We start from the raw sequence: 24775 nt of genomic DNA, 5'->3' as shown, positions 1-24775 counted from the left end.
CTTGGCCACAGAAACCTTTACCTGGTGCCCGCGTGTCGGCGCGCAAGTCGACACCAGTTTCCGGACCCGCAAGGCGCAGTTCGGCGACGGATATGCCCAGGTGTCCGGCGATGGCATCAACCCCAGGACACCGCAGTGGAGCGTGAGCTTTACCGGAAAGGAGGCTTATATCCTGGAGATAAAAGCCTTTCTTGAGCGGCACGCGGGCTGGAAGTCTTTCCAGTGGAAACCTCCGCTTGAGTCCATGGGGCTTTACCGTTCCGAGTCCATCAACATTGTCACCCATGGTGCGGGCCTCTACACCCTTAGCACCACCTTCACACAGGCATTTCACCCATGAGCATTTCATCTGACGTACAGAAGCTGGAACCCGGCGAGAAAGTAAGGCTGCTGGAGGTGGACGGCTCGGCGTTCGGCGCGGGCATCCTGCGCTTTCACAACGAGAACATTCCTCATACAGAGGCGGAGCTGGCGGCGGCAGGCGGCGATGAAAATCGCCTCGATCCGAAATCGCTCTGGTGGCAGGGTCTGGAGTACAGCGCCTGGCCGTTCCAGCTTGAGGGGCTTGCCTTCAGCAGCGACGGCCAGAGCGCCAGGCCAAAGTTGACCGTGGCAAACGTCAAGGGAACCATCGGCGCGCTGTGCCGCCGGTTCCAGGGTATGGCCCGGGCGAAGGTCATCATTCATGACACCTTTGCCCACTATCTGGATGCCCGTAACTTTTCGCAGGGCAACCCGGATGCCGACCCACTGGAGGAGCGCAGGCAGGTCTTCTATGTGGATCGCAAATCCGGCGGTGATGACGAAACGGTGGAGTTTGAGCTGTCCAGCCCCGCCGAGCTGCGTGGCCAGCAGATCCCTACGCGGCAGATCCAGCCGCTGTGCACCTGGTGCATGCGGGGCTGGTACAAAACAGGCAACGGCTGCACTTACGCCGGGCAAAACGGCTGGTTCGATAAAGACGGCAACCCGGTGGATGACCCGGCGCAGGATGTGTGTTCCGGCCTGCTTTCGACCGGCTGTAAGCCGCGCTTCGGCGAAAACGAGGAGCTTGATTATGGCGGGATGCCGGGGGCGTCCCTTCTGAGGAGTTAACCATGCGCAGTAAAACTATCAGCGCCATCCTGGCGCACGCTGAATCAGCTTTCCCCTCTGAGTGCTGCGGCCTGGTTATCCAGAAGGGCCGGGTTGAAAAATACATCCCGTGTGAGAACCGCGCCACCGAGCCCGGCGAGCAGTTTGAGATCGCGCCGGAGGAGTATGCTGCAGCAGAGGACCAGGGCACGGTGGTTGCCGTGGTTCACAGCCACCCCGGCGACGGCGCAACCACACAGCCCAGCGAACTCGACATGTTGATGTGTGATGCCACCGAAGTGCCCTGGGTTATCGCGTCATGGCCTGAAGGTGATATCCGCACCATTATGCCCCGTGGCGATCGCCCGCTGACCGGCAGGCAGTTCGTTCTGGGCCACGCCGACTGCTGGTCTCTGCTGATGGATTATTTCCGCACAGAGCATGGCATCACGCTGCCCAACTACAGCGTGGAGCGCCACTGGTGGGAGCAGGGTGAGAACCTGTACATGGATAACTGGCACGAGTGCGGCTTCCGGGAGTTCAGCGGGCCGCCGCGCCCGGGTGACGTGGTGATCATGCAGGTCCGGTCACCTGTGGCAAACCATGCCGGTGTGCTGCTTGAAGGCAACATGCTGCTGCACCACGTGTATGGCCAGCTGAGCCAGCGGGTACCGTATGGCGGCTATTACCTCGACCGGACCATCAAAATCGTGCGTCACCAGGAGCTGATGTAATGGAAAACTGCACCGTGATCAAACTCAGCGGCTCGATGGCGCAGCGCTTCGGACGAACACATTACCGGGTGCTCGACTCCTCGCGGGAAGTATTCCGGGCGCTCTCCGCAACCATTGATGGCTTTGACGCCTGGCTGCGCGAGGCGCGGGCGCTGGGGCTGGATTTTGTCATCTTCCGCAACCGCCGCAATATCGGCGAGGAGGAGTTCGGGATGTGCAGTGGCGGTCATGAGCTGCGCATTATCCCTCTCATCCGGGGCAGTAAGCGCGCGGGCGTATTTCAGATCGTGGCTGCTGCTGCTATTGCCGCCTTTACCTGGTGGAACCCTATAGGCTGGGCTGCTGCCACGCAAACTGCGCTTTATGTTGCTGCTGGTTCAATGGCAGTAGGCGGCGTGGTGCAGTTGCTGTCTCCTCAGGTGGCCGGATTGCGCTCGCGTGAGGATCCGGATAACAAACCCTCTTACGCCTTCGGCGGGCCGGTGAACACCACAGCTGCAGGAAATCCGGTACCGCTGCTGTACGGCCAGCGTGACATTGGTGGGGCCATTATTTCCGCAGGTATTTACACCGAAGATCAACAGTAACTTCTTTCACTACCCTGGCCGCCTCTGAGCGGCTTTTTTTATGGGCGCAATATGACCATTAAAATCAAAGGCCGCAAGAGTGGCAGCAAAAAGGGGCATACCCCGGTTGAGTCTCCGGACAGCGCCCAGTCGATCGCCCGTGCCAAAATGCTGATCGCCCTGGGTGAGGGGGAGTTTGCCGGCGGGCTGACCGGCCAGACGATTTTTTTTGGCGACGGAACCTCTTACACACCGCTGCAGAACGCCGACGGCTCTGAGAACTTCCCCGGCGTGGTCTGGGAGTTCCGGTCCGGCGTGCAGGATCAGCCTTACATTCAGGGCTTCCCCGGCGTAGAGAATGAGCTGACTGTTGGCTATGAGCTGAAGAATGCTGTGCCTTACATTCGCGCGATTTCGAATACGCAGCTGTCAGCGGTGCGCGTCCGCGTCGGCTGGGCGACTCTGCTGTGGCAGAAGGATAACGGTGATAAGGTCGGAACCCGCGTGGAGTACGCCATTGATCTGTCTGTTGATGGCGGCGCATATGATACGGTGATTAATGGTGTTGTGGACGACAAGGTGACGACTCTCTACGAGCGAAGCCACCGCATAAACCTGCCGAAGTCCACCACCGGCTGGCAGCTGCGCGTGCGACGCATCTCTCCGGACGCCACGAGCATTAACATCGTTGATACGATGAAAGTGCAGGCGGTTACCGAGATCATCGATGCCAAGCTTCGCTACCCTCACACCGCGCTGCTGTACGTTGAATTTGATGCCCGGCAGTTCCCGAACGGCATCCCGCAGGTAGTATGCAGCCCGCGCGGGCGGATCATCCGGGTGCCGGATACCTATGATCCGGAGACCCGCACTTACAGCGGAACATGGACGGGCTCTTTCAAATGGGCCTGGACCGATAACCCCGCCTGGATTTTTTACGATATTGTTCTGAGCGAGCGCTTTGGCCTGGGTCAGCGAATTGGCTCTGAACAGCTGGACCGCTGGGAGCTGTACCGGATCGCGCAATACTGCGATCAGCTGATCCCGGATGGCAGGGGCGGCATGGAACCACGCCACCGCTGTAACGTGTACATTCAGGACCGTGCCGAGGCCTGGACGGTATTGCGCGATCTGGCGGCGCGGTTCCGGGGCATGACGTACTGGGGTGACGACCGCATGTATGTCCTGGCGGATATGCCGGACGACACCTGGCACATCTACAACCACGCTAATGTGGTGGACGGCAAATTTACCTTTTCAGATCCCAGCGAAACGACGCGCTACACCACCGCGCTGGTTAACTGGGATGATCCCAAAAACCATTACAAATCCACGCCCGAACCCGTTTACGACAACGATCTGGCAATGCGTTACGACTACCGGCAGATTGAACTGACAGCTATCGGGTGCGATCGACAGTCAGAGGCCAACCGCCACGGGCGCTGGATATTGCTGACGAATGGCGCGGGTGAGGTGGTGACGTTCGCCACCGGTCTCGATGTGCCGCCGGTAGGCAAGGTGATTGGTGTGGCCGCCAACGAGCTGGCCGGGCGGATCATCGGTGGCCGCATCAGCGCGGTGAGCGGGCGCAACGTTAAGCTCGACCGCACGGCCGACGTAAAGCCCGGCGATCGCCTTTTCGTTAATCTGCCTTCAGGCCAGGCGCAGGCGCGCACGGTTCAGGCGGTTAACGGCGATACAGTCACGGTCACCACCCCCTGGAGCGAGACGCCGGAAGCGGAAAGCAGTTGGGCGGTCGAGGCTGACGATCTGTATATCGCGCTGTTTCGCGTGACGGGTGTCACCGACAATAACGACGGCACCTGGGCGGTCAGCGGCACGACGTACAACCCGGACCTTTACTTTGCCGTGGATCACGGTGCCCGTCTTGATGAGCGTCCGATCAGCGTCATTCCGCCGGGCGTCCAGGCACCGCCTGACAATGTCACAATCGACAGCTATTCGCAGGTCAGCCAGGGGATCGCCGTTACCACGATGCGCGTGGCGTGGGATTCTGTCGCCGGAGCGATCGCGTATGAGGCAGAGTGGAGAAAAGACTCCGGCAACTGGGTCAGCATGCCACGCACCTCCACTCAGGGCTTTGAGGTACCGGGCATCTACGCCGGGCGCTACCTGGTGCGCGTGCGCGCCATCAATGCCATGGATGCATCGAGCGTCTGGAGCTTCTCGGATGAGGTGGCACTGACGGGTAAAGTGGGCAATCCACCTAAGCCGGTAGGTTTAACCGCGTCGGATAACGTGGTGTTCGGCATCGAGCTTAACTGGGGTTTCTCTGAGAACACCGGCGATACACTGAAAACGGAAATTCAGTACAGCCTGACCGGGACCGAAGACGATGCGATGCTGCTGGCCGACGTCCCGTACCCGGCGCGTAAATATCAGCAGATGGGGCTGCGGGCCGGGCAAATCTTCTGGTACCGCGCACAGCTGGTGGACAAGACCGGTAATGAGTCGGGTTATACCGAGTTTGTGCGCGGTCAGGCGAGCATTGACGTCTCCGATATCACCGACGCCATTCTGGAGCAGATTAAAGAGACAGATCTGTTTAAAGACCTCGTCGAAAACGCAGTCGAAACCAGCCAGACCGTGGCCGACATGGCCGCCTCGATCGCCGAAAATGCCGACCAGCTGGCTGCAGCCGTCGGCGCAAACCGGGAAACCGCAGAGGGGGTCATCAAGAACGCACTGGCTATCGCGGAGGTGACGTTCCGACAGTCTGTCCAGAACGGCGAGAACTCCGCGCAGTTCGAGCAACTGCGTCAGGTGATCGCCACTGAGACGGAAGCGCGGGTTACTGATGTCACCCGTCTTGAGGCGTCAACGGAGGAGAACGCCGCGGGCATCACTGAGGTGCGCGAGGCGATTGCTACCGAGGAGGAGGCGCGGGCGACGGCGGTTAGCCAGCTGACGGCGGCCACGAAAACTGCGTCTGATAAGGCCGATGCTGCAGCATCAGCTGCCGACGCCGCTACCGAAGAGGTTGCGAAGAACACTGCTGCTATCACCGAGCTGGATCAGGTGGTCACGACGCTGGACAGCGCCACGGCCTCCCGGTTCGATGAGCTCGAGGGTCAGACGTCGGAGGCCAGCGGCGGCGTGCAGAATACGGCGATCGCGCTGATTCAGAACACGCTGGCGCAGGTCAGCGCCCGGAGGACCCTGACGGCGGTGAACGCCGCCAACAGCGCCCAGATTGACCGCATCGATACGGTGGCAGCGAATGACCGGGAAGCCACTGCACAGTCACTGGTGCAGATATCCTCCCGTGTTGATGGGGCGGTCGCCTCGATCAACAGCGTCAGCCAGACCTTTGCTGATTACCGGCAGTCCACAGCATCGCAGATCACCTCCCTGACGGCTTCCATTGGCGGCGTCAGCGCAGCTGTAACGACGAACGCTCAGGCGACTGCCGATATCAACAACAATCTGAATGCGATGCTCAGCGTTAAGGTAGGTGTGGATGCAAACGGCGTGCGGTATGCCGCTGGCATGGGCCTGGGTGTGCAGAACACACCTGCAGGCATGCAGTCGCAGGTGGTTTTCCTTGCCGACCGGTTCGCAGTGATGAGCTATGCAGGCAGCACGGTAACGCTGCCGTTCGTTATTCAGAACGGGCAGGTAATCATCCGGGATACCGTCATTGGGGATGCGACTATTACGCGCGCCAAACTGGCCGAGACGATCGATTCAGTTAATTTCGTGCCAGCACAGACGGGTATGTCTATCAACTTCAGGACAGGAGCAGTGCAGATCAATGGCGCTAACGCAGGGCAGGGTCGATTCACGCTCGACAATAACCGGCTCGTTTCTTATGACCAGTATGGACGCCCGGCGGCAGTGATGGGGCAGAGGCTGTAATGCAGACATTTATACAGGGGACTTCGTTTGATGCCATAAACTCAATGGCAGTTAACTACGTTATGGATGTTCTGGATATTTCCGGCACGGGTAGCAAATCGTACCCGGCCGGATGTACCTACCAGGCGTCGCTGCTTATCGAGTCGGTTATCCAGGCGATGCCGACTACTAACCCGTATCAGGTAACTGTTTCCGGGAATGTCGTTTCATGGAATGTGGCGACCCCGATCCGGATGGTAGTGTTTGCCTCGCCCAATACGGGGCGGGAGTCGGATTATTACGGATTTTCGCTTTATTCCTACGACGGCAACGGCAATCGGACAATTAAACTTGCCCCTGACTTTACCCCGTTTTGCCTGGTGAGCGTGATTGATGTTCCGCCGGGTAGCCAGAACATCGCCTCATCAGTCCCGCTGGGGCAGAAAATCGTGACGTTTATCCGGGCGCGCGACGGCGATGCACGGATGCCGACGTCCTTTTACCAGCAGTACAATGCAGGGGGTAATTACGGATTCTCGTTCGTGCAGACGGGCGGCATGACGCAGACAGGCTGCCGGATGTACATCTTCTCGAACTACCTCGTTAACATCCCGACGCACGGCTTTTTCCTTTACCGAGACGGCGCTATGGTGTGGCACAGCAACTGCTTGCCGCTGAACATGCGGCTTTTGGCGGGAGATGTTACATCGGGATCCCCGGTGGCGGTTACTCCCGGCATCACCTCGGGGATTTATATTCCACAAGATCCATCGAACCCACAATACGGCGGCTACCTGAACATGAACTGCTCCAGCGCGGGTGTTTCTAATGGCGTCTGGAAGGCGTCCTCGGCGGTAGTCTATTCCAGCCGGATTATTTCTTCCAGCGAGGCCGCTGCATTCAAGCCGTGGGCCATTAGTGGCCGGGTGGGTCTTATCGACTGCAGCATCTACGATCAGTATTACCCCTATGCGCTCGGGCTGGTGTAGTCCGCCCGCCATTTCCACATTCCACACTGAACCCGCCGCGAGCGGGTTTTTTATTGCCCGGAGACAACATGATTTACACCACTGGCACGATCGCCGGCAACGGCAGCACGCTCACCGGTACCGGCACTAATTTCACAGCAGCGGGCACGCTGATCCGCAACGGCTGTACCGTCATCGCAATGACCAGCCCGGTGCAGGTATTCCAGATCACGGCGGTCAACAACGCCACGCAGCTGGCCGTGACGCCTGCTGTTAACCCGGCGATCCCGGCAGGCACGCGTTATGCGATTCTGCTCAGTGATTCACTGAGCGTAGACGGGCTTGCCCTTAATGTTGCCGAAACGCTCAATATGTACATGGCATACATGAGCGGGTTCGCTGACGTGATGACCGGCACAGGCAACGTGACTATCACCATCAATGGTGTGTCGGTCACGGTGCCCACGCAAAAGTCACTGGTTCAGAAAGACTCGAATGGGCTGGTGCCGATGTCCCTGGGCGGTACCGGCTCGCCGAATGCTGCTGGCGCCCGCAAAAACCTCGAACTCGGAGACTCGGCAACAAGAAACGTCCACACTGCATCATACGGTGATACAGCGGGTGTAGGTGTGGCGTTGCAGACCAATGCCGACTTTCGCAGCATTGCTGGTTATGACGACGTACAAAACTTTCCGCGAGGGGTGTCAGGCGGCATTCAGTCAGCGTCTAAATACGGTGCTACAGGCGATTATGTCGGACTTCTGTCCGTGCGTGGATGGGGTGACTCCTCCGCTCCATCTGCTTCCTGGCAGATAGCCGTTAACAGCGCATTACAGGCTTTCCGCATTCCAGTTAGAGCGTCAGATGGCGCCTCATACCTCACCACTTATAAAATCTGGAACCAGAGAAACACAACCGTAGACGGAAATGGATTTATTAAGCAGGCGTCGCCCATTGCCAGGCTCATCAGCAATCCGGAGGTAATGCCGCCAACATTTACTGATGGCGACTTCTCAGTGGCGGGAGTGGCTGCGGTGAACCTTGAGGCGCAGGGCGTAACGGCCGAACGCGTCGGGACAGGCGTTTATCGCGTCAGGGGGGCTATGGGGCTTCACTCCGACGGCTGGACCATCGAGATCCCGCAGGACACTAACGGCAACCGCCTGTGTTTTGTCGAAACCGATATTGCTGACGATGGCGTAATTACCGTCTCCGTCTTTAAACGCCGCTTCGATATCGATACGGCAATGATCGTTGCTGGTGAACCGATGGATATCCCGGAAGGCCGCTGGATTGATCTGCGCCTGGAAATGCCTGCTGATTCGGTCTACAACCAGCAAATGAAGGCGGCAGAGGAAGCGGTGATTAAAAAACAGGCTGAGCAGGTGATTAAAGACGCTGAAAGCGTGGAACAAAGTATTAATCCCGATAATCAATAGGCCGCGCCGTCTTGATCTAACCCCCTCTTTAAAACTACTGTTTATGTATACAGTATTAAACAAGGGGGAATAACAATGTACACACCGGTAGCAAAATTAAAACTAGAAGAAATCTGCGGGGTTAACCAAAGATCGTGCTTAGTGGAAACCCCAGCCGGTTACGCCATTATTCAACCTGATATTACGCCGCTTGATGGCGCACGCGTGCTGGTAGCGGCGTTCGGCCAGCTACAGTTTGCTGTGTTAATGGATGGCGTGCTTATCACAGAAGATGGTGAGAGCATTGAAAATTCTGCGCTGGAGGATGTGAATGTATTGGGTGTCGTGACGTTTTATCTAAACGGAGCGGGGGTTTACACTGACGAAAATCCGGTGTTGTGATGGGGCATGCATGGGGCAAACAAAACTGTTTTGGGGCATGGGTGGGGCATTTTTGCTCATATGAACTTTAATGAATTTCATATGATGCATGTTTTAACGTTATGAAATAATAAAGAAAACTCATGCTCTTGGGCGTTCTTTATTGATTTTTAAATTTCCCGCTTCATGCAGTTAAAGTGGCGGGCGTATGCTTCGAGATCGGTGATGCCCAGGCGCACCCACTTCGGGTGCGACCACTGCGGCAGGCCAATGTAGATCATAGCGCGGAGAGGATCTCCTCAGTGCTGCGTACCCGGCCAATGCGCGGGAAGATATGGGTGAAGCTGCCCTCGTGCTGGTCGCTGCTGGCGGCGCTGCAGGCGTCCTCGACGACAATGAGGTTAAAGCCCAGCTCCCACGCGTTACGGGCGGTGGACTCGACGCCAATATTAGTCGAAATACCGCACAGTACGATAGTGTCGATGCCACGGCGGCGCAGCTGCAGCTCCAGATCGGTGCCGTAGAATGCGCCCCACTGGCGTTTGGTCACTTCGATATCGCCCTCGCGCTTGCCCAGCGCCACCGGGTAGTGCCACCACTCTGGCGGCAGGGCGTGACCGCCGATGGGGGCATCCACGGGCTGCTTGAGCGCCTCGGCGAAATCTGCCGACCAGCCCACGCGTACCATCACTACCGGTGCGCCATTAGCACGAAACTTCTCCGCCAGCCGCGCAGCGCGATCGACAACCTCATCCGCCGTATGCGGGCCACCGGCAAACGGCAGAATGCCCTCCTGAAGATCGATAACCACAAGGGCAGTTGTTTTCGCGTTAAGTTCTGGCATGTTAGCTCCTGTTATCTGCGTCGTTTTGCCCATACAGTAAGCGTAAAAGGCGTTAATCAGGGGCACAAATTTTGTTAATTTTTGTGAGAGACCCTAATTAGCGGGCAGCAATCGCCCGTCTGCGTGGTCTGGCTCTTATCGTCTGGAAGAATTTCCAGTATAATAGCCCCCTTTTTTTCATCCAGTTGTGACATTCAGCTCGCGCTGCGTCGTCGTGGCTGCAAGGCAGGCGACCAACGGCCTGCGGCTAAGTTAAGGGATATCTCATGCGTACAGAATATTGCGGACAGCTTCGACTGTCCCACGAGGGGCAGCAGGTGACTCTGTGTGGTTGGGTCAACCGCCGCCGCGATCTCGGCAGCCTGATCTTTATCGATATGCGCGATCGTGAAGGTATCGTGCAGGTGTTTTTCGATCCGGATCGCGCAGATGCGTTAAAGCTGGCCTCTGAACTGCGTAATGAGTTCTGCATCCAGGTCACCGGTACCGTCCGCCGCCGTGACGATAAAAACATCAACAGCGATATGGCTACCGGCGAGATTGAAGTGCTGGCCTCCGATCTGACCATCATTAACCGTTCAGACTCGCTGCCGCTCGACTCCAACCACGTCAACACCGAAGAGGCGCGTCTCAAGTACCGCTATCTGGATCTGCGTCGCCCGGAGATGGCTAACCGCCTGAAGACCCGTGCGAAGATCACCAGCTTCGTGCGCCGCTTTATGGACGATCACGGCTTCCTCGACATCGAAACCCCGATGCTGACCAAGGCCACCCCGGAAGGGGCGCGTGACTATCTGGTTCCGAGCCGCGTGCACAAAGGCAAATTCTACGCGCTGCCGCAGTCTCCACAGCTGTTCAAGCAGCTGCTGATGATGTCCGGCTTTGACCGCTACTATCAGATCGTTAAGTGTTTCCGTGACGAAGATCTGCGTGCGGATCGCCAGCCAGAATTTACCCAGATCGACGTCGAGACCTCCTTCATGACCGCGCCGCAGGTGCGTGAGGTGATGGAAGCCCTGGTGCGTCAGCTGTGGCAGGCCACCATTAATGTGGATCTGGGCGACTTCCCGGTAATGACCTTTGCCGAGGCCGAGCGCCGCTACGGCTCTGATAAGCCAGACCTGCGTAACCCGATGGAGCTGGTAGACGTTGCCGACCTGCTGAAAAACGTCGAGTTCGCCGTATTTGCCGGTCCGGCCAATGATGCCAAAGGCCGCGTGGCTGCCCTGCGCGTGCCGGGCGGTGCGGCCCTGAGCCGTAAGCAGATTGACGACTACGGCAACTTTATTAAGATCTACGGCGCAAAAGGCCTGGCCTATATCAAGGTCACCGAGCGTGCGAAGGGCCTGGAAGGCATCACCAGCCCGGTAGCGAAATTCCTGAACGCAGAGATTATCGAAGCGATTCTGGAGCGTACCGGCGCGCAGGATGGCGACATGATCTTCTTCGGTGCGGACAACCGCAAAGTGGTTGCCGACGCGATGGGCGCGCTGCGCCTGAAGCTGGGTAAAGACCTGAGCATCACCGACGAGAGCAAGTGGGCACCGCTGTGGGTGATCGACTTCCCAATGTTCGAAGAAGACGGCGAAGGCGGCCTGACCGCGATGCACCATCCGTTCACTGCGCCAAGCAACATGACGCCGGAAGAGCTGAAGGCCGCGCCGGAAACGGCTATCGCTAACGCCTACGATATGGTCATTAACGGCTATGAAGTGGGCGGTGGTTCGGTGCGTATTCACCGCGGCGAAATGCAGCAGACGGTGTTTGGCATTCTCGGCATCACTGAACAGGAGCAGCGCGAGAAGTTCGGCTTCCTGCTCGATGCGCTGAAGTACGGTACGCCGCCGCACGCGGGCCTGGCCTTTGGTCTCGATCGCCTGACCATGCTGCTGACCGGCACCGATAACATCCGTGACGTGATCGCCTTCCCGAAAACCACCGCTGCCGCCTGCCTGATGACTGAAGCGCCAAGCTTCGCCAACCAGGCCGCGCTGACCGAGTTGGGTATCGAAGTGATCAAGAAGGCTGAGAATAGCTAATGGTCTATAAGCAACCCGTTTCCGTGCTAGTCGTGATCTACGCCCAGGACACGAAACGGGTGCTGATGCTACAACGGCGCGACGATCCCGCTTTCTGGCAGTCGGTTACCGGCAGCCTGGAGGAGGGTGAAACCGCGCTGCAGGCCGCCGTGCGTGAAGTAAAGGAAGAGGTCGCCATTGACGTTGCAGCAGAGCAGCTGACCTTGATCGACTGTCAGCGCACGGTGGAGTTTGAAATTTTCATGCATTTACGTCATCGCTATGCGCCGGGCATTGAGCGCAACACGGAATCGTGGTTTTGTCTTGTGCTGCCTCACGAGCGGGAAATTGTGTTCACTGAACACCTGACCTACCGCTGGGTCGATGCGGTGGATGCCGCCGCCATGACCAAGTCGTGGAGCAACCGGCAGGCGATTGAAGAGTTTGTAATTAACGCCGCCTGAGAAGGCGCTTTTGGAGAATTTTTTATGGCAGGTCACAGTAAATGGGCCAACACCAAACACCGCAAAGCGGCACAGGATGCCAAACGCGGTAAGATCTTTACCAAAATTATTCGTGAGCTGGTAACGGCAGCGCGTCTGGGCGGCGGCGATGCCGGCTCTAACCCGCGTCTGCGTGCAGCAATCGATAAAGCGCTCTCCAACAACATGACCCGCGACACCCTGAACCGCGCTATCGCCCGTGGCGTAGGCGGTGATGAAGACGCGAACATGGAGACCATCATTTATGAAGGTTACGGTCCTGGCGGCACGGCGGTCATGGTTGAGTGTCTCTCTGACAACCGTAACCGTACCGTTGCCGAAGTTCGTCACGCGTTTACCAAAACCGGTGGCAACCTGGGCACCGACGGCTCCGTTGCCTACCTGTTCAGCAAGAAAGGGGTGATCTCCTTCGAACAGGGCGATGAAGATGCGATCATGGAAGCGGCCCTGGAAGCGGGTGCGGAAGACGTAGTGACCTATGACGACGGCGCGATTGACGTCTACACCGCATGGGAAGAGATGGGTGCGGTACGCGATGCACTGGAAGCCGCTGGCCTGAAAGCGGACAACGCTGAAGTGTCGATGATCCCGTCCACCAAAGCAGATATGGATGCCGAGACCGCGCCGAAGCTGCTGCGCCTGATCGACATGCTGGAAGATTGCGACGACGTGCAGGAGGTCTACCACAACGGTGAGATCTCTGACGAGGTTGCAGCAACCCTCGAATGATGCAGCCTGGATCCGTAAAAGAGGAGGTGCGTGGTGTCAATCATTCTCGGTATTGATCCCGGCTCACGCATCACCGGCTACGGCGTGATCCGCCAGGTTGGCAGGCAGCTCACCTACCTTGGCAGCGGCTGTATCCGTACCAAGGTTGACGATCTCCCGTCACGCCTGAAGCTAATCTACGCGGGCGTGTCGGAGATCATTACGCAGTTCCAGCCCGACTTTTTCGCCATTGAGCAGGTGTTTATGGCGAAAAACGCCGACTCGGCGCTTAAGCTCGGGCAGGCGCGCGGGGTGGCGATTGTGGCGGCGGTAAACCAGGACCTGCCGGTCTTTGAGTATGCCGCTCGCCAGGTCAAGCAGACGGTGGTCGGCATCGGTAGCGCGGAGAAGAGTCAGGTGCAGCATATGGTGCGTACCCTGCTCAAGCTGCCCGCTAACCCACAGGCGGATGCCGCCGATGCGCTGGCGATTGCTATAACCCACTGTCACGTCAGCCAAAACGCCATGCAAATGAGTGAAAAGCGGCTCAATCTTGCGCGAGGGCGGTTACGTTAATCGAAAAAGAGGCTGGATATGTATCCAGCCTTTTTTATATCATAGAGAAAATTTTAGCCGATAGCGCAGGAGCGAAACGTGATAGGCAGACTCAGAGGCATTATTGTCGAGAAACAACCCCCGCTGGTGCTGCTGGAGACCGGCGGCGTAGGCTATGAAGTGCATATGCCAATGACCTGCTTCTATGAGCTACCGGATGCTGGGCAGGAAGCGATCGTCTTCACCCACTTCGTGGTACGTGAAGATGCCCAGCTGCTGTACGGCTTTAACAACAAACAGGAGCGCACCCTGTTTAAAGAGCTGATCAAAACCAACGGCGTTGGGCCAAAGCTGGCGCTGGCGATCCTCTCTGGCATGTCGGCGCAGCAGTTTGTCAACGCTGTAGAGCGCGAAGAGCCAGCCGCACTGGTGAAGCTGCCCGGCATCGGCAAAAAGACCGCCGAGCGCCTGATTGTCGAGATGAAAGACCGCTTCAAAGGCCTGCATGGCGATCTCTTTACCCCGGCGGCAGATCTGGTGCTGACGTCGCCCGCGGGTCCGTCTGCAGACGACGCCGAGCAGGAAGCGGTTGCCGCGCTGGTGGCGCTGGGCTACAAGCCTCAGGAAGCCAGCCGCATGGTCAGTAAGCTGGCACGCCCGGATGCCAGCAGTGAAACACTTATTCGTGAAGCGCTCCGCGCCGCGATGTGAGGTAAAGGATGATAGAAGCAGACCGCCTGGTATCAGCAGGCAGCGTTACCCAGGAAGAGGTCATCGATCGCGCGATCCGTCCTAAGCTGCTCGACGAGTACATTGGCCAGCCGCAGGTACGCTCCCAGATGGAAATTTTCATCCAGGCGGCGAAGCTGCGTGGCGATGCCCTCGATCACCTGCTGATCTTCGGCCCCCCAGGTCTGGGTAAAACCACCCTCGCTAACATTGTCGCCAACGAGATGGGCGTTAACCTGCGCACCACCTCTGGCCCGGTGCTGGAGAAGGCGGGGGATCTCGCCGCCATGCTGACCAACCTTGAACCGCACGACGTGCTGTTTATTGATGAGATCCATCGCCTGTCGCCGGTGGTAGAGGAGGTGCTCTATCCGGCCATGGAAGATTATCAGCTGGATATCATGATCGGCGAAGGCCCGGCGGCGCGCTCGATTAAAATTGACCTGCCGCCCTTTACGCTGATCGGTGCCACCACTCGGGCGGGTTCCCTGACCTCGCCGCTGCGCGACCGCTTTGGCATCGTGCAGCGCCTGGAGTTCTATCAGGTGCCCGATCTCCAGCATATCGTCGGGCGCAGCGCGCGCTTTATGGGCCTGGAGATGAGCGAAGAGGGGGCGCTGGAAGTGGCTCGCCGCTCCCGGGGGACGCCGCGTATCGCCAACCGCCTGCTGCGTCGCGTGCGTGACTTCTCTGAGGTAAAGCATGACGGGACCATTTCCGCAGACGTGGCCGCCCAGGCGCTGGATATGCTGAACGTTGACGCCGAAGGCTTCGACTATATGGACCGCAAGCTGCTGCTGGCGGTGATCGATAAGTTCTTTGGCGGCCCGGTAGGGCTGGATAACCTGGCGGCGGCCATCGGTGAAGAGCGGGAAACCATCGAGGATGTGCTGGAGCCGTTCCTGATCCAGCAGGGCTTTTTACAGCGCACCCCGCGCGGACGTATGGCAACGGTAAGAGCCTGGAACCACTTTGGTATCACTCCGCCGGAGATGCCATAGAGTAGAGGAAGCCCCGGTAAGCGTAGCGCCACCGGGGAAATTGATCACTGCGCCGTTCTTTTCAGCATGCTGAGGATAAACAGCACCGCGGCGCAGAGCACTACCGAGGGACCCGCTGGCGTATCATAGAACGCCGAGAAAGTAAGGCCGCCAGTTACGGCGAGCATCCCTACCGCTACGGCAACCCCGGCCATCTGCTCCGGCGTGCGGGCGAAACGGCGGGCGGTGGCAGCGGGAATGATCAGCAGTGAAGTGATGATCAGTGCGCCGACAAACTTCATCGCCACGCCAATGGTCAGGGCAGTTACCAGCATCAGCAGAAGCTTCACCCGCTGCAGTTTCACGCCGTCAACAAAGGCCAGATCCGGACTGATAGTCATCGACAGCAGGCTACGCCACTGCCACATTAGAATACCGATAACGATAGCGACCCCTATGCCGAGGACAATCAGATCGTCCGGCGTTACTGCCAGCAGATCGCCAAACAGGTAGGCCATCAGATCGACGCGAATATTCGACATCAGGCTCACAACCACCAGACCCAGCGACAGGGCGCTGTGTGCCATGATACCTAGCAGAGTATCGATAGCCAGGTGCGGGCGCTTCTCCAGCCACACCAGCCCACCGGCAAGCAGCAGCGTGACCGCGATCACCGCATAAAACGGATTGACATCCAGCAGCAGACCAAAGGCGACGCCGAGCAGCGATGCATGGGCGAGCGTATCGCCGAAATAGGACATCCTGCGCCAGACCACGAAGGAGCCAAGCGGGCCTGCGGCACAGGCCAGCATCATCCCGGCCAGCCAGCCGGGCAAAAGTAGTTCAATCATGAGTTTCCATTTCCCCGGCGCAGTACGATACGGCCCTGTAAATCATGGCGATGGTTATGGTTATGGCGATAGATACCCAACTGCTCAGCGCCGCGCGGGCCGAACATGGAGATAAACTGCGGATGGGCAGCGACCACCTCTGGCGTACCGGAGCAGCAGATATGGTGGTTCAGGCACAGCACCTCATCAGTTTTCGCCATCACCAGGTGCAGATCGTGAGAAACCATCAGCACGGCGCAGTTCAGCTCCCGGCGCAGCTGGTCGATCAGATCGTAAAGCGCCACCTGGCCGTTAACGTCCACGCCCTGGGTTGGTTCGTCCAGCACCAGCAGCTGCGGGGCGTTGAGCAGGGCGCGGGCCAGCAGCACGCGCTGGGTTTCGCCGCCGGAGAGCTTCTGCATCGGAGCGTCAATCAGATGACCGGCCTGAACACGCTTGAGGGCAGGAAGAATATCCTCTTTACGCGTACCCGGACGCAGTCGCAAAAAGCGACTAACGGTAAGGGGCAGGGTAGCATCCAGATGCAGCTTCTGCGGAACATAGCCAATGCGCAACGCCTTATCGCGCTTGATCGTCCCGGTGTCAGCTGCTACCAGGCCAAGCACCACCCGCACCAGGGTAGATTTACCCGCACCGTTTGGACCCAGCAGGGTTAAAATTTTTCCGGGGCGCAGCGCCAGCGAAATGTCAGACAGGACGCGGCGTTGGCCGAAAGAGACGGACACGTTTTCCAGTGAAACAAGATTTGTCATAGTGTTTAAGGGCTTGCACAAGTCATAGAATGTTATAATATCACATTCCACCCACTTGTTACGATGGTTAGTCGCATTATGTTACATAAAAATACGCTTCTTTGCGCTGCAATTTCCACCGCTCTGATGGGTCTCACGATGGCCCCCGCTAACGCTGCCGTTGTCGCTTCGCTTAAGCCCTTAGGCTTTATTACGGCCGCGATTACCGACGGCGTGACTGAGACAGAAGTACTACTGCCGGACGGTGCCTCTGAGCATGATTACTCATTGCGCCCGTCTGATGTAAAACGCTTAAAAAGCGCGGACTTAGTGGTTTGGGTTGGACCCGACATGGAAGCCTTCATGCAGAAGTCAACCCAGCAGCTTCCAGCGCAGAAACAGCTGGCGATCGGTGAGCTACCTGACGTAAAACCGCTGCTGATGAAAGGCAGCGATCATGACGAGGATGAGCATGAGGGTCATGACCACCACGGAGAAAACGGTGACGAACATCACCATCATGGCGACTACAACATGCACATTTGGCTGTCACCTGAGGTAGCGCGCCTGGCAGCGGTTGCAATCCATCAAAAATTAGTGGAAGTTATGCCGCAAAGTCGAGCCAAGCTTGACGCCAACCTGCGCGATTTCGAGGCACAATTGGCTGAGACCGATAAGCAGGTCGGCACTGAGCTCGCACCCGTGAAGGGGAAAGGGTATTTCGTTTTTCATGACGCCTATGGCTATTACGAAAAACACTATGGTCTGACGCCGCTCGGCCATTTCACCGTCAACCCTGAAATTCAGCCCGGTGCGCAGCGTTTACATGAAATCAGAACACAGTTAGTTGAGCAAAAAGCAACCTGCGTTTTTGCTGAGCCACAGTTCAGGCCAGCGGTCGTAGAATCTGTTGCGAGAGGGACATCCGTGCGTATGGGGACGTTAGATCCTCTGGGCACCAATATTGCGCTGAGTAAAACCAGCTACGCGCAGTTTTTGAAACAACTCTCAAACCAGTATGCGAGCTGTCTGAAAGGAGATTAACGAGGAAGTGAATACGTGCAACAGATAGCCCGCTCTGTCGCCCTGGCATTTAACAATTTGCCCCGACCCCATCGCGTGTTGCTGGGGTCGCTTACTGTTCTCACATTAGCGGTCGCCGTCTGGCGGCCCTACGTCTACCACCCCGATTCCGCCCCGATTGTAAAAGCCATTGAGCTGGAGAGGAGCGAGATCCGTTCGCTGCTGCCGGAAGCCAGTGAGCCTATCGATCAGACAATGCCCGATGAAGTCGAAGAGATCCCTCAGGATGAGCTGGATGATAAAACCGGTAACGAGGCGGGCGTGCATGAGTACGTTGTCTCAACCGGGGATACGCTCAGCAGCATTCTGACCCAGTACGGCATGGATATGGGCGACGTTACCCAACTCGCCAGCACCGATAAAGAGCTGCGTAATTTGAAGATCGGCCAGCAAATTTCCTGGACCCTCACCCCTGATGGCGATCTGCAGCGCCTGACATGGGAGATGTCGCGCCGTGAAACTCGCACCTATGACCGCACGGAGAGCGGCGGGTTTAAAATGAGCAGTGAAGTTCAGCAGGGTGACTGGGTTAATACCACGCTGAAAGGCACGGTAGGCGGTAGCTTCGTTGCCAGCGCCAAAGATGCCGGTCTGAACAGCGGGGAAATTAGTTCAGTGATCAAAGCCATGCAGTGGCAGATGGACTTCCGCAAGCTGAAAAAAGGCGATGAGTTCTCGGTACTGATGTCCCGGGAGATGCTCGACGGCAAGCGCGAGCAGAGCCAGCTGCTCGGGGTGCGTCTGCGTTCGGATGGGAAAGACTACTACGCTATTCGCGCTGAAGATGGCAAATTCTACGATCGTAACGGTACCGGGCTGGCGAAAGGCTTTATGCGTTTCCCCACGTCCAAGCAGTTCCGCGTATCGTCAAACTTTAACCCGCGCCGTCTGAACCCGGTGACAGGCCGTGTTGCTCCGCATAAAGGCGTCGATTTTGCCATGCCGCAGGGTACGCCGGTGCTGGCAGTGGGCGATGGCGAAGTCGTCACGGCCAAGCGTAGCGGAGGGGCGGGCTATTATGTGGCGATCCGTCACGGTCGTACCTACACCACGCGCTATATGCACCTGCGTAAGCTGCTCGTGAAAGATGGCCAGAAAGTGAAGCGAGGCGACCGTATCGCGCTCTCGGGTAATACCGGCCGTTCAACCGGCCCGCACCTGCACTATGAAGTGTGGATCAATAAGCAGGCGGTCAACCCGTTAACGGCCAAGCTGCCGCGTACCGAAGGGCTGACCGGCAGCGATCGCCGCGACTATCTGGCGCAGGTGAAAGAGGTGACGCCGCAGCTGCGCTTCGACTAGTTTGCCCAGCACGATAGCTATTAAAGCCGGTTGCCCATGCGCACCGGCTTTTTCTTTTGTGTGAAGCTATACGTCTCGCTAAACTATCACGTTAACTGATACCTGATTATTTCTCTGACCCGAGTCTGTCGGCTCCCGGAAGATGCATGGAAACGAAAAAAAATAACAGTGAATACATTCCCCAGTTTGAAAAGGAGTTCCTTCTGCCGCGCTACTGGGGGGCATGGTTGGGGGTTCTCGCGCTGGCTGGCGTTTCGTTGGTACCTGCCTCGGTACGCGATCCGCTACTGGGCAAGCTTGGGCGTCTCGGTGGCCGGCTGGGTAAAAGCGCCCGCCGCCGGGCGCAGATTAACCTGCTCTACTGCTTTCCGGAGAAGAGCATCGCCGAGCGGGAAGCGATCGTTGACGAGATGTTCGCGACCGCCCCGCAGTCGATGGTGCTGATGGCCGAGCTGGCGATTCGCGGCCCGGATAAAATCGATGGGCGCGTGAACTGGCAGGGCAGAGAGATTATCGACGAGATGCAGCGCAACGGTGAGAACGTGATCTTCCTGGTGCCGCACGGCTGGGGCGTGGATATCCCGGCGATGCTGATGGCCTCCCGGGGCCAAAAGATGGCTGCCATGTTTCATAACCAGGGTAACAAGGTACTCGATTACGTCTGGAATACGGTGCGTCGCCGTTTTGGTGGACGCCTGCATGCGCGTAACGATGGGATTAAACCCTTTATTCACTCCGTGCGTCAGGGCTACTGGGGATATTACCTGCCCGACCAGGACCACGGCCCGGAGCAGAGTGAATTTGTAGACTTCTTTGCTACCTATAAGGCCACGTTGCCCGCCATTGGCCGCCTGATGAAGGTCTGCCGCGCCCGGGTTGTTCCGCTGTTTCCAGTCTATGACGACAAAACCCATCGTCTGACCATCCTGGTCAGGCCGCCAATGGACGATCTGCTGGAGGCCGACGATAACACGCTCGCCAGACGCATGAATGAAGAGGTCGAAGTCTTTGTTGGCCCGCACCCGGAGCAGTACACCTGGATCCTGAAGCTGCTTAAGACGCGCAAGCCAGGCGAGCCGGAGCCGTACAAGCGTAAGGATCTGTTTCCCAAAAAATAGCAGGCGAAAAAAAACCTCTCACTGATGAGAGGTTTTTTATTGGCTCACGTGAAGCTTATTCTACTGTCAGAATACGGGTCGTGTTGGTAGTGCCAATGGTGCCCATCACGTCGCCCTGGGTGACGATAACCAGATCGCCAGAGACCAGATAGCCTTTGTCGCGCAGCAGGGTAACCGCATCATGAGCCGCGACCACGCCGTCGTTATTGCTGTCGAAGTAGACCGGGGTGACGCCGCGATAGAGCGCGGTAAGATTCAACGTGCGCTCATGGCGTGACATAGCGAAGATCGGCAGGCCGGAGCTGATACGCGAGGTCATCAGCGCGGTGCGGCCCGATTCGGTCATGGTGATGATAGCGGTAACGCCCTTGAGGTGGTTTGCCGCATACATCGCCGACATCGCAATGGCCTCTTCCACGTTATCGAACTGGATATCGAGGCGGTGCTTGGAGACGTTGATGCTGGGGATCTTCTCGGCGCCCAGGCAGACGCGGGCCATCGCGGCCACGGTCTCCGCCGGATACTGACCGGCAGCCGTCTCAGCAGAGAGCATCACAGCATCGGTGCCGTCCAGGACGGCGTTTGCTACGTCCATCACTTCGGCACGGGTCGGCATCGGGTTAGTGATCATCGACTCCATCATCTGGGTGGCGGTGATCACGGAACGGTTAAGCTGACGTGCGCGGCGGATCAGTGCCTTCTGAATACCCACCAGCTCAGGGTCGCCAATCTCTACGCCGAGGTCGCCACGGGCAACCATTACCACGTCAGAAGCGAGGATCACGTCATCCATCGCGTCCTGGTCGCACACGGCTTCCGCACGCTCAACCTTGGCGACGATTTTTGCATCACAGCCCGCATCGCGCGCCAGGCGACGCGCATAGTTCAGGTCTTCCCCGCAGCGCGGGAAGGAGACGGCCAGATAGTCAACGCCAATCTGTGCAGCGGTGATGATGTCGGCCTTGTCTTTGTCGGTCAGCGCCTCGGCGGAGAGACCACCCCCCAGCTTGTTAATGCCTTTATTGTTCGACAGCGGGCCGCCAACGGTTACTTCGGTAAACACCTTCATACCCTGAACTTCAATGACCTTCAGCTGAACGCGACCGTCGTCGAGCAGCAGGATGTCGCCAGGGACAACGTCAGCGGGCAGGCCTTTATAGTCGATGCCGACGCGCTCTTTGTCGCCTTCACCTTTACCGAGGTTGGCATCCAGCAGGAACCTGTCGCCAACGTTGAGGAATACTTTTCCCTCTTTGAAGGTTGAAACGCGAATTTTGGGACCCTGTAAGTCCCCGAGAATAGCCACATGACGTCCCAGTTTTGCCGCAATCTCGCGCACTTTGTCTGCACGCAGCTTGTGATCTTCTGGCGTGCCGTGGGAGAAGTTCATACGTACCACGTTTGCGCCAGCAGCGATGATCTTTTCAAGGTTATTATCGCGGTCGGTAGCTGGACCCAAGGTGGTAACGATTTTAGTTCTGCGAAGCCTTCTGGACATGTATTACTCCGTTGACTGAAACAACCAGGTGTTGCGTGAATATGAATTCGGCAGTTCTGGGCGCCGATTTGGCAAATCAAAAACTTAACCGAATGCCGTAATGAATTACAACGCTGTTATAAAATTTTAATGTTTATCGCTCCCGGTCAGGAGCTCCTTATCAAAACGCGATTCTTTAAGCGCTTCCTTGACTCGCTTCAAGTTATCTCTGAATTTTGCTCCCCGGCGCAGGGTAAAACCCGTCGCCAGTACGTCGATGACCGTTAGCTGGGCCAGGCGCGAGACCATGGGCATATAGATGTCGGTATCTTCCGGCACGTCCAGGGTGATGGCAAGCGTCGCTTCACGGGCCAGCGGCGTCCCCGCAGAGGTGATGGCAATCACCATTGCATCGCTTTCGCGGGCCAGCTGCGCCAGCTCTACCAGGCTTTTCGTTCGCCCAGTGTGCGAGATGAGCACCACCACGTCATCTTCGTTACAGTTCATGCAGCTCATACGCTGCAGGACAATATCATCGGTGTAGACGACCGGCACGTTGAAGCGGAAGAATTTGTTCATGGCGTCGTGGGCAACCGCCGCCGAGGAGCCAAGGCCAAAGAAGGCAATCTTCTTCGCTTGAGTAAGCAGGTCCACAGCGCGATTAACGGCGGGCATGTCCAGCGACTGGCGAACATGATCCAGACTGGCCATCGCCGACTCAAAAATTTTACCGGTATAGGCCTCAACGCTGTCATCTTCATCGACATTGCGATTAACATAGGGCGTACCGTTAGCCAGGGTTTGGGCCAGATGCAGCTTAAAATCGGGGAAGCCGCGGGTTTCCATGCTGCGGCAGAAGCGGTTAACCGTGGGTTCGCTAACGCCTGCCTCCTGCGCCAGAGCGGCAATGCTTGAGTGGATGGCCTGGTCCGGAGAGGAGAGGATGACTTCCGCCACTTTTCGTTCGGATTTGCTAAGGTGTTCCAGCTGAGACTGAATTTTTTCCAGCATGTTCATTATTAACGGAGTGCCCATGGCTAAAATCAATTTCAATAACGGATGAAATTGTGCTGCGTTTCAGTCGATATTACCCTTGTGAGAGTCGGAAAGGTAAAGAACCACGGGAAATTTTGTTGTTTTTTTTCATTACATGATCAGAGTCGGATTTTAGCTACTCGATTCCGGACAAATTCCCTGACTTTTCAGGGCGATTAACCCAATTTTTAGCCGCCTGAGCGAAAACGCACGGGAGGATAAGCGGTAACGGTTTCGGGTTTTACGTAAAAGCAGTACAGTGCAGTGTAATAAAATTACAGCTATGCCCTGGCGAAAGTACCAGGGCTGCCAACTGAGGAGAATGACATGGCGGTAACGCAAACAGCCCAGGCATGTGACCTGGTCATTTTCGGCGCGAAAGGCGATCTTGCACGCCGGAAATTGCTGCCTTCCCTGTACCAATTAGAAAAAGCAGGCCAGATCCACCCGGAGACGCGTATTCTTGGGGTAGGGCGTGCGGACTGGGATAAAGAGAAGTACACCGAAATCGTGCGTGAAGCGCTCGAGACCTTCATGAAAGAGAAAATCGATGAAAGCCTCTGGGATACGCTGAGCGGACGCCTCGATTTCTGTAATCTTGACGTCAACGATACCTCCGCGTTTACCCGCCTCGGTGAGATGCTCGATCAGAAGAATCGCGTCACCATCAACTACTTCGCCATGCCGCCGAGCACCTTTGGTGCCATCTGCAAAGGCCTGGGTGAGGCAAAACTCAACGCCAAGCCAGCGCGCGTGGTGATGGAGAAGCCGCTGGGTACCTCTCTCGACACCTCCCGTGAAATCAATGACCAGGTGGGCGAGTACTTTGAAGAGTGCCAGGTCTACCGTATTGACCACTACCTGGGTAAAGAGACGGTGCTGAACCTGCTGGCGCTGCGCTTTGCTAACTCCCTGTTCGTCAACAACTGGGACAACCGCACCATCGACCACGTGGAGATCACCGTGGCGGAAGAGGTGGGCATCGAAGGCCGCTGGGGTTATTTCGACCAGGCCGGACAGATGCGCGATATGATCCAGAACCATCTGCTCCAGGTTCTCTGCATGATTGCCATGTCGCCACCGTCGGATCTCTCTGCGGACAGCATTCGTGATGCGAAAGTGAAGGTGCTGAAATCCCTGCGCCGTATTGACCGCTCAAACGTGCGTGAAAAAACCGTACGCGGCCAGTACACCGCCGGCTTTGCCCAGGGCAAAAAAGTACCGGGCTATCTGGAAGAAGAGGGCGCGAACAAAACCAGCAACACCGAAACCTTCGTGGCCATTCGTGTAGATATCGATGACTGGCGCTGGGCTGACGTGCCGTTCTACCTGCGTACCGGCAAGCGTCTGCCAACCAAATGCTCTGAGGTCGTGGTCTACTTTAAGACTCCGCCGCTGAACCTGTTTAAGGAGTCCTGGCAGGATCTGCCCCAGAACAAGCTCACCATCCGCCTACAGCCGGACGAAGGCGTGGATATCCAGATCCTCAACAAAGTCCCGGGCCTGGATCACAAGCACAACCTGCAAACCACCAAGCTCGATCTGAGCTATTCCGAAACCTTTAACGAAAGCCATCTGGCCGATGCCTACGAGCGACTGCTGCTGGAGACCATGCGCGGCATCCAGGCGTTGTTTGTGCGCCGCGACGAGGTAGAAGAGGCGTGGAAGTGGGTTGACTCCATTACCGAAGCTTGGGCGATGGATAACGAATCACCGAAGCCTTATCAGGCCGGTACCTGGGGACCAGTAGCGTCGGTGGCAATGATCACCCGCGACGGTCGTTCCTGGAACGAATTTGAATAATTCATTCACCATTTTCAGACGGCCCTGCGGGGCCGTTTT

The 24775-nt window shown here is 57.4% G+C and carries 23 protein-coding genes and 1 pseudogene; 18 read left to right on the top strand and 6 right to left on the bottom strand.

Annotation, left to right across the window (positions count from 1 at the left end; translation table 11 throughout):
* Position 1: 1 nt before the first annotated feature.
* From RTN40_RS02535 to RTN40_RS02500, 8 genes are all read left to right on the top strand, one after another.
* Positions 2 to 340 carry a phage tail protein gene (locus RTN40_RS02535; protein WP_312227055.1) on the top strand — a complete coding sequence of 113 codons (339 nt, stop codon included), beginning with the start codon at positions 2 to 4 and terminating at the stop codon, positions 338 to 340.
* Positions 337 to 1095: a phage minor tail protein L gene (locus RTN40_RS02530; RefSeq protein WP_312227054.1), complete on the top strand. Its 759-nt coding sequence runs from the start codon at positions 337 to 339 to the stop codon at positions 1093 to 1095. Before RTN40_RS02535 ends, RTN40_RS02530 begins: the two co-directional genes overlap by 4 nt.
* Positions 1096 to 1097: 2 nt before the next feature.
* Positions 1098 to 1808 carry a C40 family peptidase gene (locus RTN40_RS02525; protein ID WP_312227053.1) on the top strand — a complete coding sequence of 237 codons (711 nt, stop codon included), beginning with the start codon at positions 1098 to 1100 and terminating at the stop codon, positions 1806 to 1808.
* Entirely contained in the window at positions 1808 to 2395 is a 588-nt protein-coding gene (locus tag RTN40_RS02520; protein ID WP_312227052.1) for a tail assembly protein, read from the top strand. Before RTN40_RS02525 ends, RTN40_RS02520 begins: the two co-directional genes overlap by 1 nt.
* A 51-nt stretch (positions 2396 to 2446) precedes the next feature.
* A complete protein-coding gene (locus RTN40_RS02515; RefSeq protein WP_312227051.1) occupies positions 2447 to 6253 on the top strand; it encodes a DUF1983 domain-containing protein in 3807 nt (1268 codons plus the stop codon).
* Positions 6253 to 7221 (top strand): hypothetical protein, encoded by a 969-nt coding sequence (locus tag RTN40_RS02510; RefSeq protein WP_312227050.1) that lies wholly within the window; start codon positions 6253 to 6255, stop codon positions 7219 to 7221. Before RTN40_RS02515 ends, RTN40_RS02510 begins: the two co-directional genes overlap by 1 nt.
* Before the next feature lie 68 nt (positions 7222 to 7289).
* A complete protein-coding gene (locus RTN40_RS02505) occupies positions 7290 to 8639 on the top strand; it encodes a phage tail protein (RefSeq protein ID WP_312227049.1) in 1350 nt (449 codons plus the stop codon).
* Between the two features lie 75 nt (positions 8640 to 8714).
* Complete coding sequence (locus tag RTN40_RS02500) at positions 8715 to 9020, top strand: hypothetical protein (protein WP_312227048.1); 306 nt, start codon at positions 8715 to 8717, stop codon at positions 9018 to 9020.
* A 161-nt stretch (positions 9021 to 9181) separates the two neighbouring features.
* Here RTN40_RS02500 and RTN40_RS02495 read toward each other — a convergent pair.
* Together RTN40_RS02495 and RTN40_RS02490 are read right to left on the bottom strand one after the other, a co-directional pair.
* Positions 9182 to 9280 (bottom strand): annotated as a pseudogene (locus tag RTN40_RS02495) (hypothetical protein); the annotation flags it as partial.
* The gene (locus RTN40_RS02490; protein ID WP_312227047.1) at positions 9277 to 9843 is read right to left on the bottom strand and encodes a hydrolase; all 567 of its coding nucleotides are present in this window, start codon (positions 9841 to 9843) and stop codon (positions 9277 to 9279) included. The gene RTN40_RS02490 and the pseudogene RTN40_RS02495, both read right to left, overlap by 4 nt.
* A 266-nt stretch (positions 9844 to 10109) precedes the next feature.
* On the opposite strand from RTN40_RS02490, the gene aspS reads away from it, so the two are divergent.
* The 6 genes from aspS (at position 10110) to ruvB (ending at position 15357) form a co-directional block, all read left to right on the top strand.
* Entirely contained in the window at positions 10110 to 11882 is a 1773-nt protein-coding gene (aspS, locus tag RTN40_RS02485; RefSeq protein WP_312209306.1) for an aspartate--tRNA ligase, read from the top strand.
* Positions 11882 to 12325 (top strand): dihydroneopterin triphosphate diphosphatase, encoded by a 444-nt coding sequence (nudB, locus tag RTN40_RS02480; RefSeq protein WP_312227046.1) that lies wholly within the window; start codon positions 11882 to 11884, stop codon positions 12323 to 12325. The genes aspS and nudB overlap by 1 nt, the downstream gene beginning before the upstream one ends.
* Positions 12326 to 12349: 24 nt before the next feature.
* Positions 12350 to 13093, top strand: coding sequence for a YebC/PmpR family DNA-binding transcriptional regulator (locus RTN40_RS02475; protein ID WP_103819300.1), 744 nt, complete (start codon positions 12350 to 12352; stop codon positions 13091 to 13093).
* A gap of 33 nt (positions 13094 to 13126) precedes the next feature.
* Positions 13127 to 13648 (top strand): crossover junction endodeoxyribonuclease RuvC, encoded by a 522-nt coding sequence (ruvC, locus tag RTN40_RS02470; protein WP_042391357.1) that lies wholly within the window; start codon positions 13127 to 13129, stop codon positions 13646 to 13648.
* Positions 13649 to 13726: 78 nt separating this feature from the next.
* The gene (gene ruvA, locus RTN40_RS02465; RefSeq protein ID WP_312227045.1) at positions 13727 to 14338 is read left to right on the top strand and encodes a Holliday junction branch migration protein RuvA; all 612 of its coding nucleotides are present in this window, start codon (positions 13727 to 13729) and stop codon (positions 14336 to 14338) included.
* Positions 14339 to 14346: 8 nt separating this feature from the next.
* Complete coding sequence (ruvB, locus tag RTN40_RS02460; protein WP_312209310.1) at positions 14347 to 15357, top strand: Holliday junction branch migration DNA helicase RuvB; 1011 nt, start codon at positions 14347 to 14349, stop codon at positions 15355 to 15357.
* A 44-nt stretch (positions 15358 to 15401) separates the two neighbouring features.
* Here the strand turns inward: ruvB and znuB are convergent, their stop codons facing one another.
* Both znuB and znuC read right to left on the bottom strand, forming a co-directional pair.
* Complete coding sequence (gene znuB / locus RTN40_RS02455) at positions 15402 to 16187, bottom strand: zinc ABC transporter permease subunit ZnuB (protein ID WP_312227044.1); 786 nt, start codon at positions 16185 to 16187, stop codon at positions 15402 to 15404.
* A complete protein-coding gene (gene znuC, locus RTN40_RS02450; RefSeq protein ID WP_312227043.1) occupies positions 16184 to 16939 on the bottom strand; it encodes a zinc ABC transporter ATP-binding protein ZnuC in 756 nt (251 codons plus the stop codon). The genes znuB and znuC overlap by 4 nt, the downstream gene beginning before the upstream one ends.
* 78 nt (positions 16940 to 17017) lie before the next feature.
* On the opposite strand from znuC, the gene znuA reads away from it, so the two are divergent.
* The 3 genes from znuA to lpxM all read left to right on the top strand — a co-directional run bounded on the left by znuA (position 17018) and on the right by lpxM (position 20421).
* Positions 17018 to 17962 (top strand): zinc ABC transporter substrate-binding protein ZnuA, encoded by a 945-nt coding sequence (znuA, locus tag RTN40_RS02445; protein WP_312227042.1) that lies wholly within the window; start codon positions 17018 to 17020, stop codon positions 17960 to 17962.
* Positions 17963 to 17977: 15 nt separating this feature from the next.
* Positions 17978 to 19303, top strand: a complete 1326-nt coding sequence (mepM, locus tag RTN40_RS02440; RefSeq protein ID WP_312227041.1) for a murein DD-endopeptidase MepM — start codon at positions 17978 to 17980, stop codon at positions 19301 to 19303.
* A 146-nt stretch (positions 19304 to 19449) separates the two neighbouring features.
* On the top strand, positions 19450 to 20421 hold the full coding sequence (gene lpxM / locus RTN40_RS02435; protein WP_312227040.1) for a lauroyl-Kdo(2)-lipid IV(A) myristoyltransferase: 972 nt from the start codon (positions 19450 to 19452) through the stop codon (positions 20419 to 20421).
* Between the two features lie 55 nt (positions 20422 to 20476).
* On the opposite strand, the gene pyk is transcribed toward lpxM, so the two are convergent.
* Together pyk and RTN40_RS02425 are read right to left on the bottom strand one after the other, a co-directional pair.
* Positions 20477 to 21919 carry a pyruvate kinase gene (pyk, locus tag RTN40_RS02430; RefSeq protein ID WP_312227039.1) on the bottom strand — a complete coding sequence of 481 codons (1443 nt, stop codon included), beginning with the start codon at positions 21917 to 21919 and terminating at the stop codon, positions 20477 to 20479.
* Between the two features lie 126 nt (positions 21920 to 22045).
* On the bottom strand, positions 22046 to 22915 hold the full coding sequence (locus tag RTN40_RS02425) for a MurR/RpiR family transcriptional regulator (protein ID WP_312210100.1): 870 nt from the start codon (positions 22913 to 22915) through the stop codon (positions 22046 to 22048).
* A gap of 345 nt (positions 22916 to 23260) precedes the next feature.
* Between RTN40_RS02425 and zwf the strand changes: the two genes are divergently transcribed.
* The gene (gene zwf, locus RTN40_RS02420; RefSeq protein WP_312209322.1) at positions 23261 to 24736 is read left to right on the top strand and encodes a glucose-6-phosphate dehydrogenase; all 1476 of its coding nucleotides are present in this window, start codon (positions 23261 to 23263) and stop codon (positions 24734 to 24736) included.
* The last annotated feature ends 39 nt before the right edge of the window (positions 24737 to 24775 follow it).

The organism is Pseudescherichia sp. (assembly GCF_031987975.1).
In the GTDB taxonomy this organism is placed as follows: Bacteria; Pseudomonadota; Gammaproteobacteria; order Enterobacterales; family Enterobacteriaceae; genus Pseudescherichia.
The sequence above is the reverse complement of the archived record's forward strand: the minus strand, read 5'-3'. Positions and strand labels throughout refer to the sequence as shown.

Coding starts and splice junctions, on each gene's coding strand:
- ruvB (WP_312209310.1), top strand. CDS start 14,347: ATGATAGAAGCAGACCGCCTGGTATCAGCAGGCAGCGTTACCCAGGAA.
- RTN40_RS02505 (WP_312227049.1), top strand. CDS start 7,290: ATGATTTACACCACTGGCACGATCGCCGGCAACGGCAGCACGCTCACC.
- lpxM (WP_312227040.1), top strand. CDS start 19,450: ATGGAAACGAAAAAAAATAACAGTGAATACATTCCCCAGTTTGAAAAG.
- RTN40_RS02520 (WP_312227052.1), top strand. CDS start 1,808: ATGGAAAACTGCACCGTGATCAAACTCAGCGGCTCGATGGCGCAGCGC.
- RTN40_RS02475 (WP_103819300.1), top strand. CDS start 12,350: ATGGCAGGTCACAGTAAATGGGCCAACACCAAACACCGCAAAGCGGCA.
- RTN40_RS02510 (WP_312227050.1), top strand. CDS start 6,253: ATGCAGACATTTATACAGGGGACTTCGTTTGATGCCATAAACTCAATG.
- RTN40_RS02525 (WP_312227053.1), top strand. CDS start 1,098: ATGCGCAGTAAAACTATCAGCGCCATCCTGGCGCACGCTGAATCAGCT.
- znuC (WP_312227043.1), bottom strand. CDS start 16,939: ATGACAAATCTTGTTTCACTGGAAAACGTGTCCGTCTCTTTCGGCCAA.
- pyk (WP_312227039.1), bottom strand. CDS start 21,919: ATGTCCAGAAGGCTTCGCAGAACTAAAATCGTTACCACCTTGGGTCCA.
- RTN40_RS02515 (WP_312227051.1), top strand. CDS start 2,447: ATGACCATTAAAATCAAAGGCCGCAAGAGTGGCAGCAAAAAGGGGCAT.
- RTN40_RS02530 (WP_312227054.1), top strand. CDS start 337: ATGAGCATTTCATCTGACGTACAGAAGCTGGAACCCGGCGAGAAAGTA.
- RTN40_RS02425 (WP_312210100.1), bottom strand. CDS start 22,915: ATGAACATGCTGGAAAAAATTCAGTCTCAGCTGGAACACCTTAGCAAA.
- nudB (WP_312227046.1), top strand. CDS start 11,882: ATGGTCTATAAGCAACCCGTTTCCGTGCTAGTCGTGATCTACGCCCAG.
- znuB (WP_312227044.1), bottom strand. CDS start 16,187: ATGATTGAACTACTTTTGCCCGGCTGGCTGGCCGGGATGATGCTGGCC.
- aspS (WP_312209306.1), top strand. CDS start 10,110: ATGCGTACAGAATATTGCGGACAGCTTCGACTGTCCCACGAGGGGCAG.
- znuA (WP_312227042.1), top strand. CDS start 17,018: ATGTTACATAAAAATACGCTTCTTTGCGCTGCAATTTCCACCGCTCTG.
- RTN40_RS02500 (WP_312227048.1), top strand. CDS start 8,715: ATGTACACACCGGTAGCAAAATTAAAACTAGAAGAAATCTGCGGGGTT.
- zwf (WP_312209322.1), top strand. CDS start 23,261: ATGGCGGTAACGCAAACAGCCCAGGCATGTGACCTGGTCATTTTCGGC.
- RTN40_RS02490 (WP_312227047.1), bottom strand. CDS start 9,843: ATGCCAGAACTTAACGCGAAAACAACTGCCCTTGTGGTTATCGATCTT.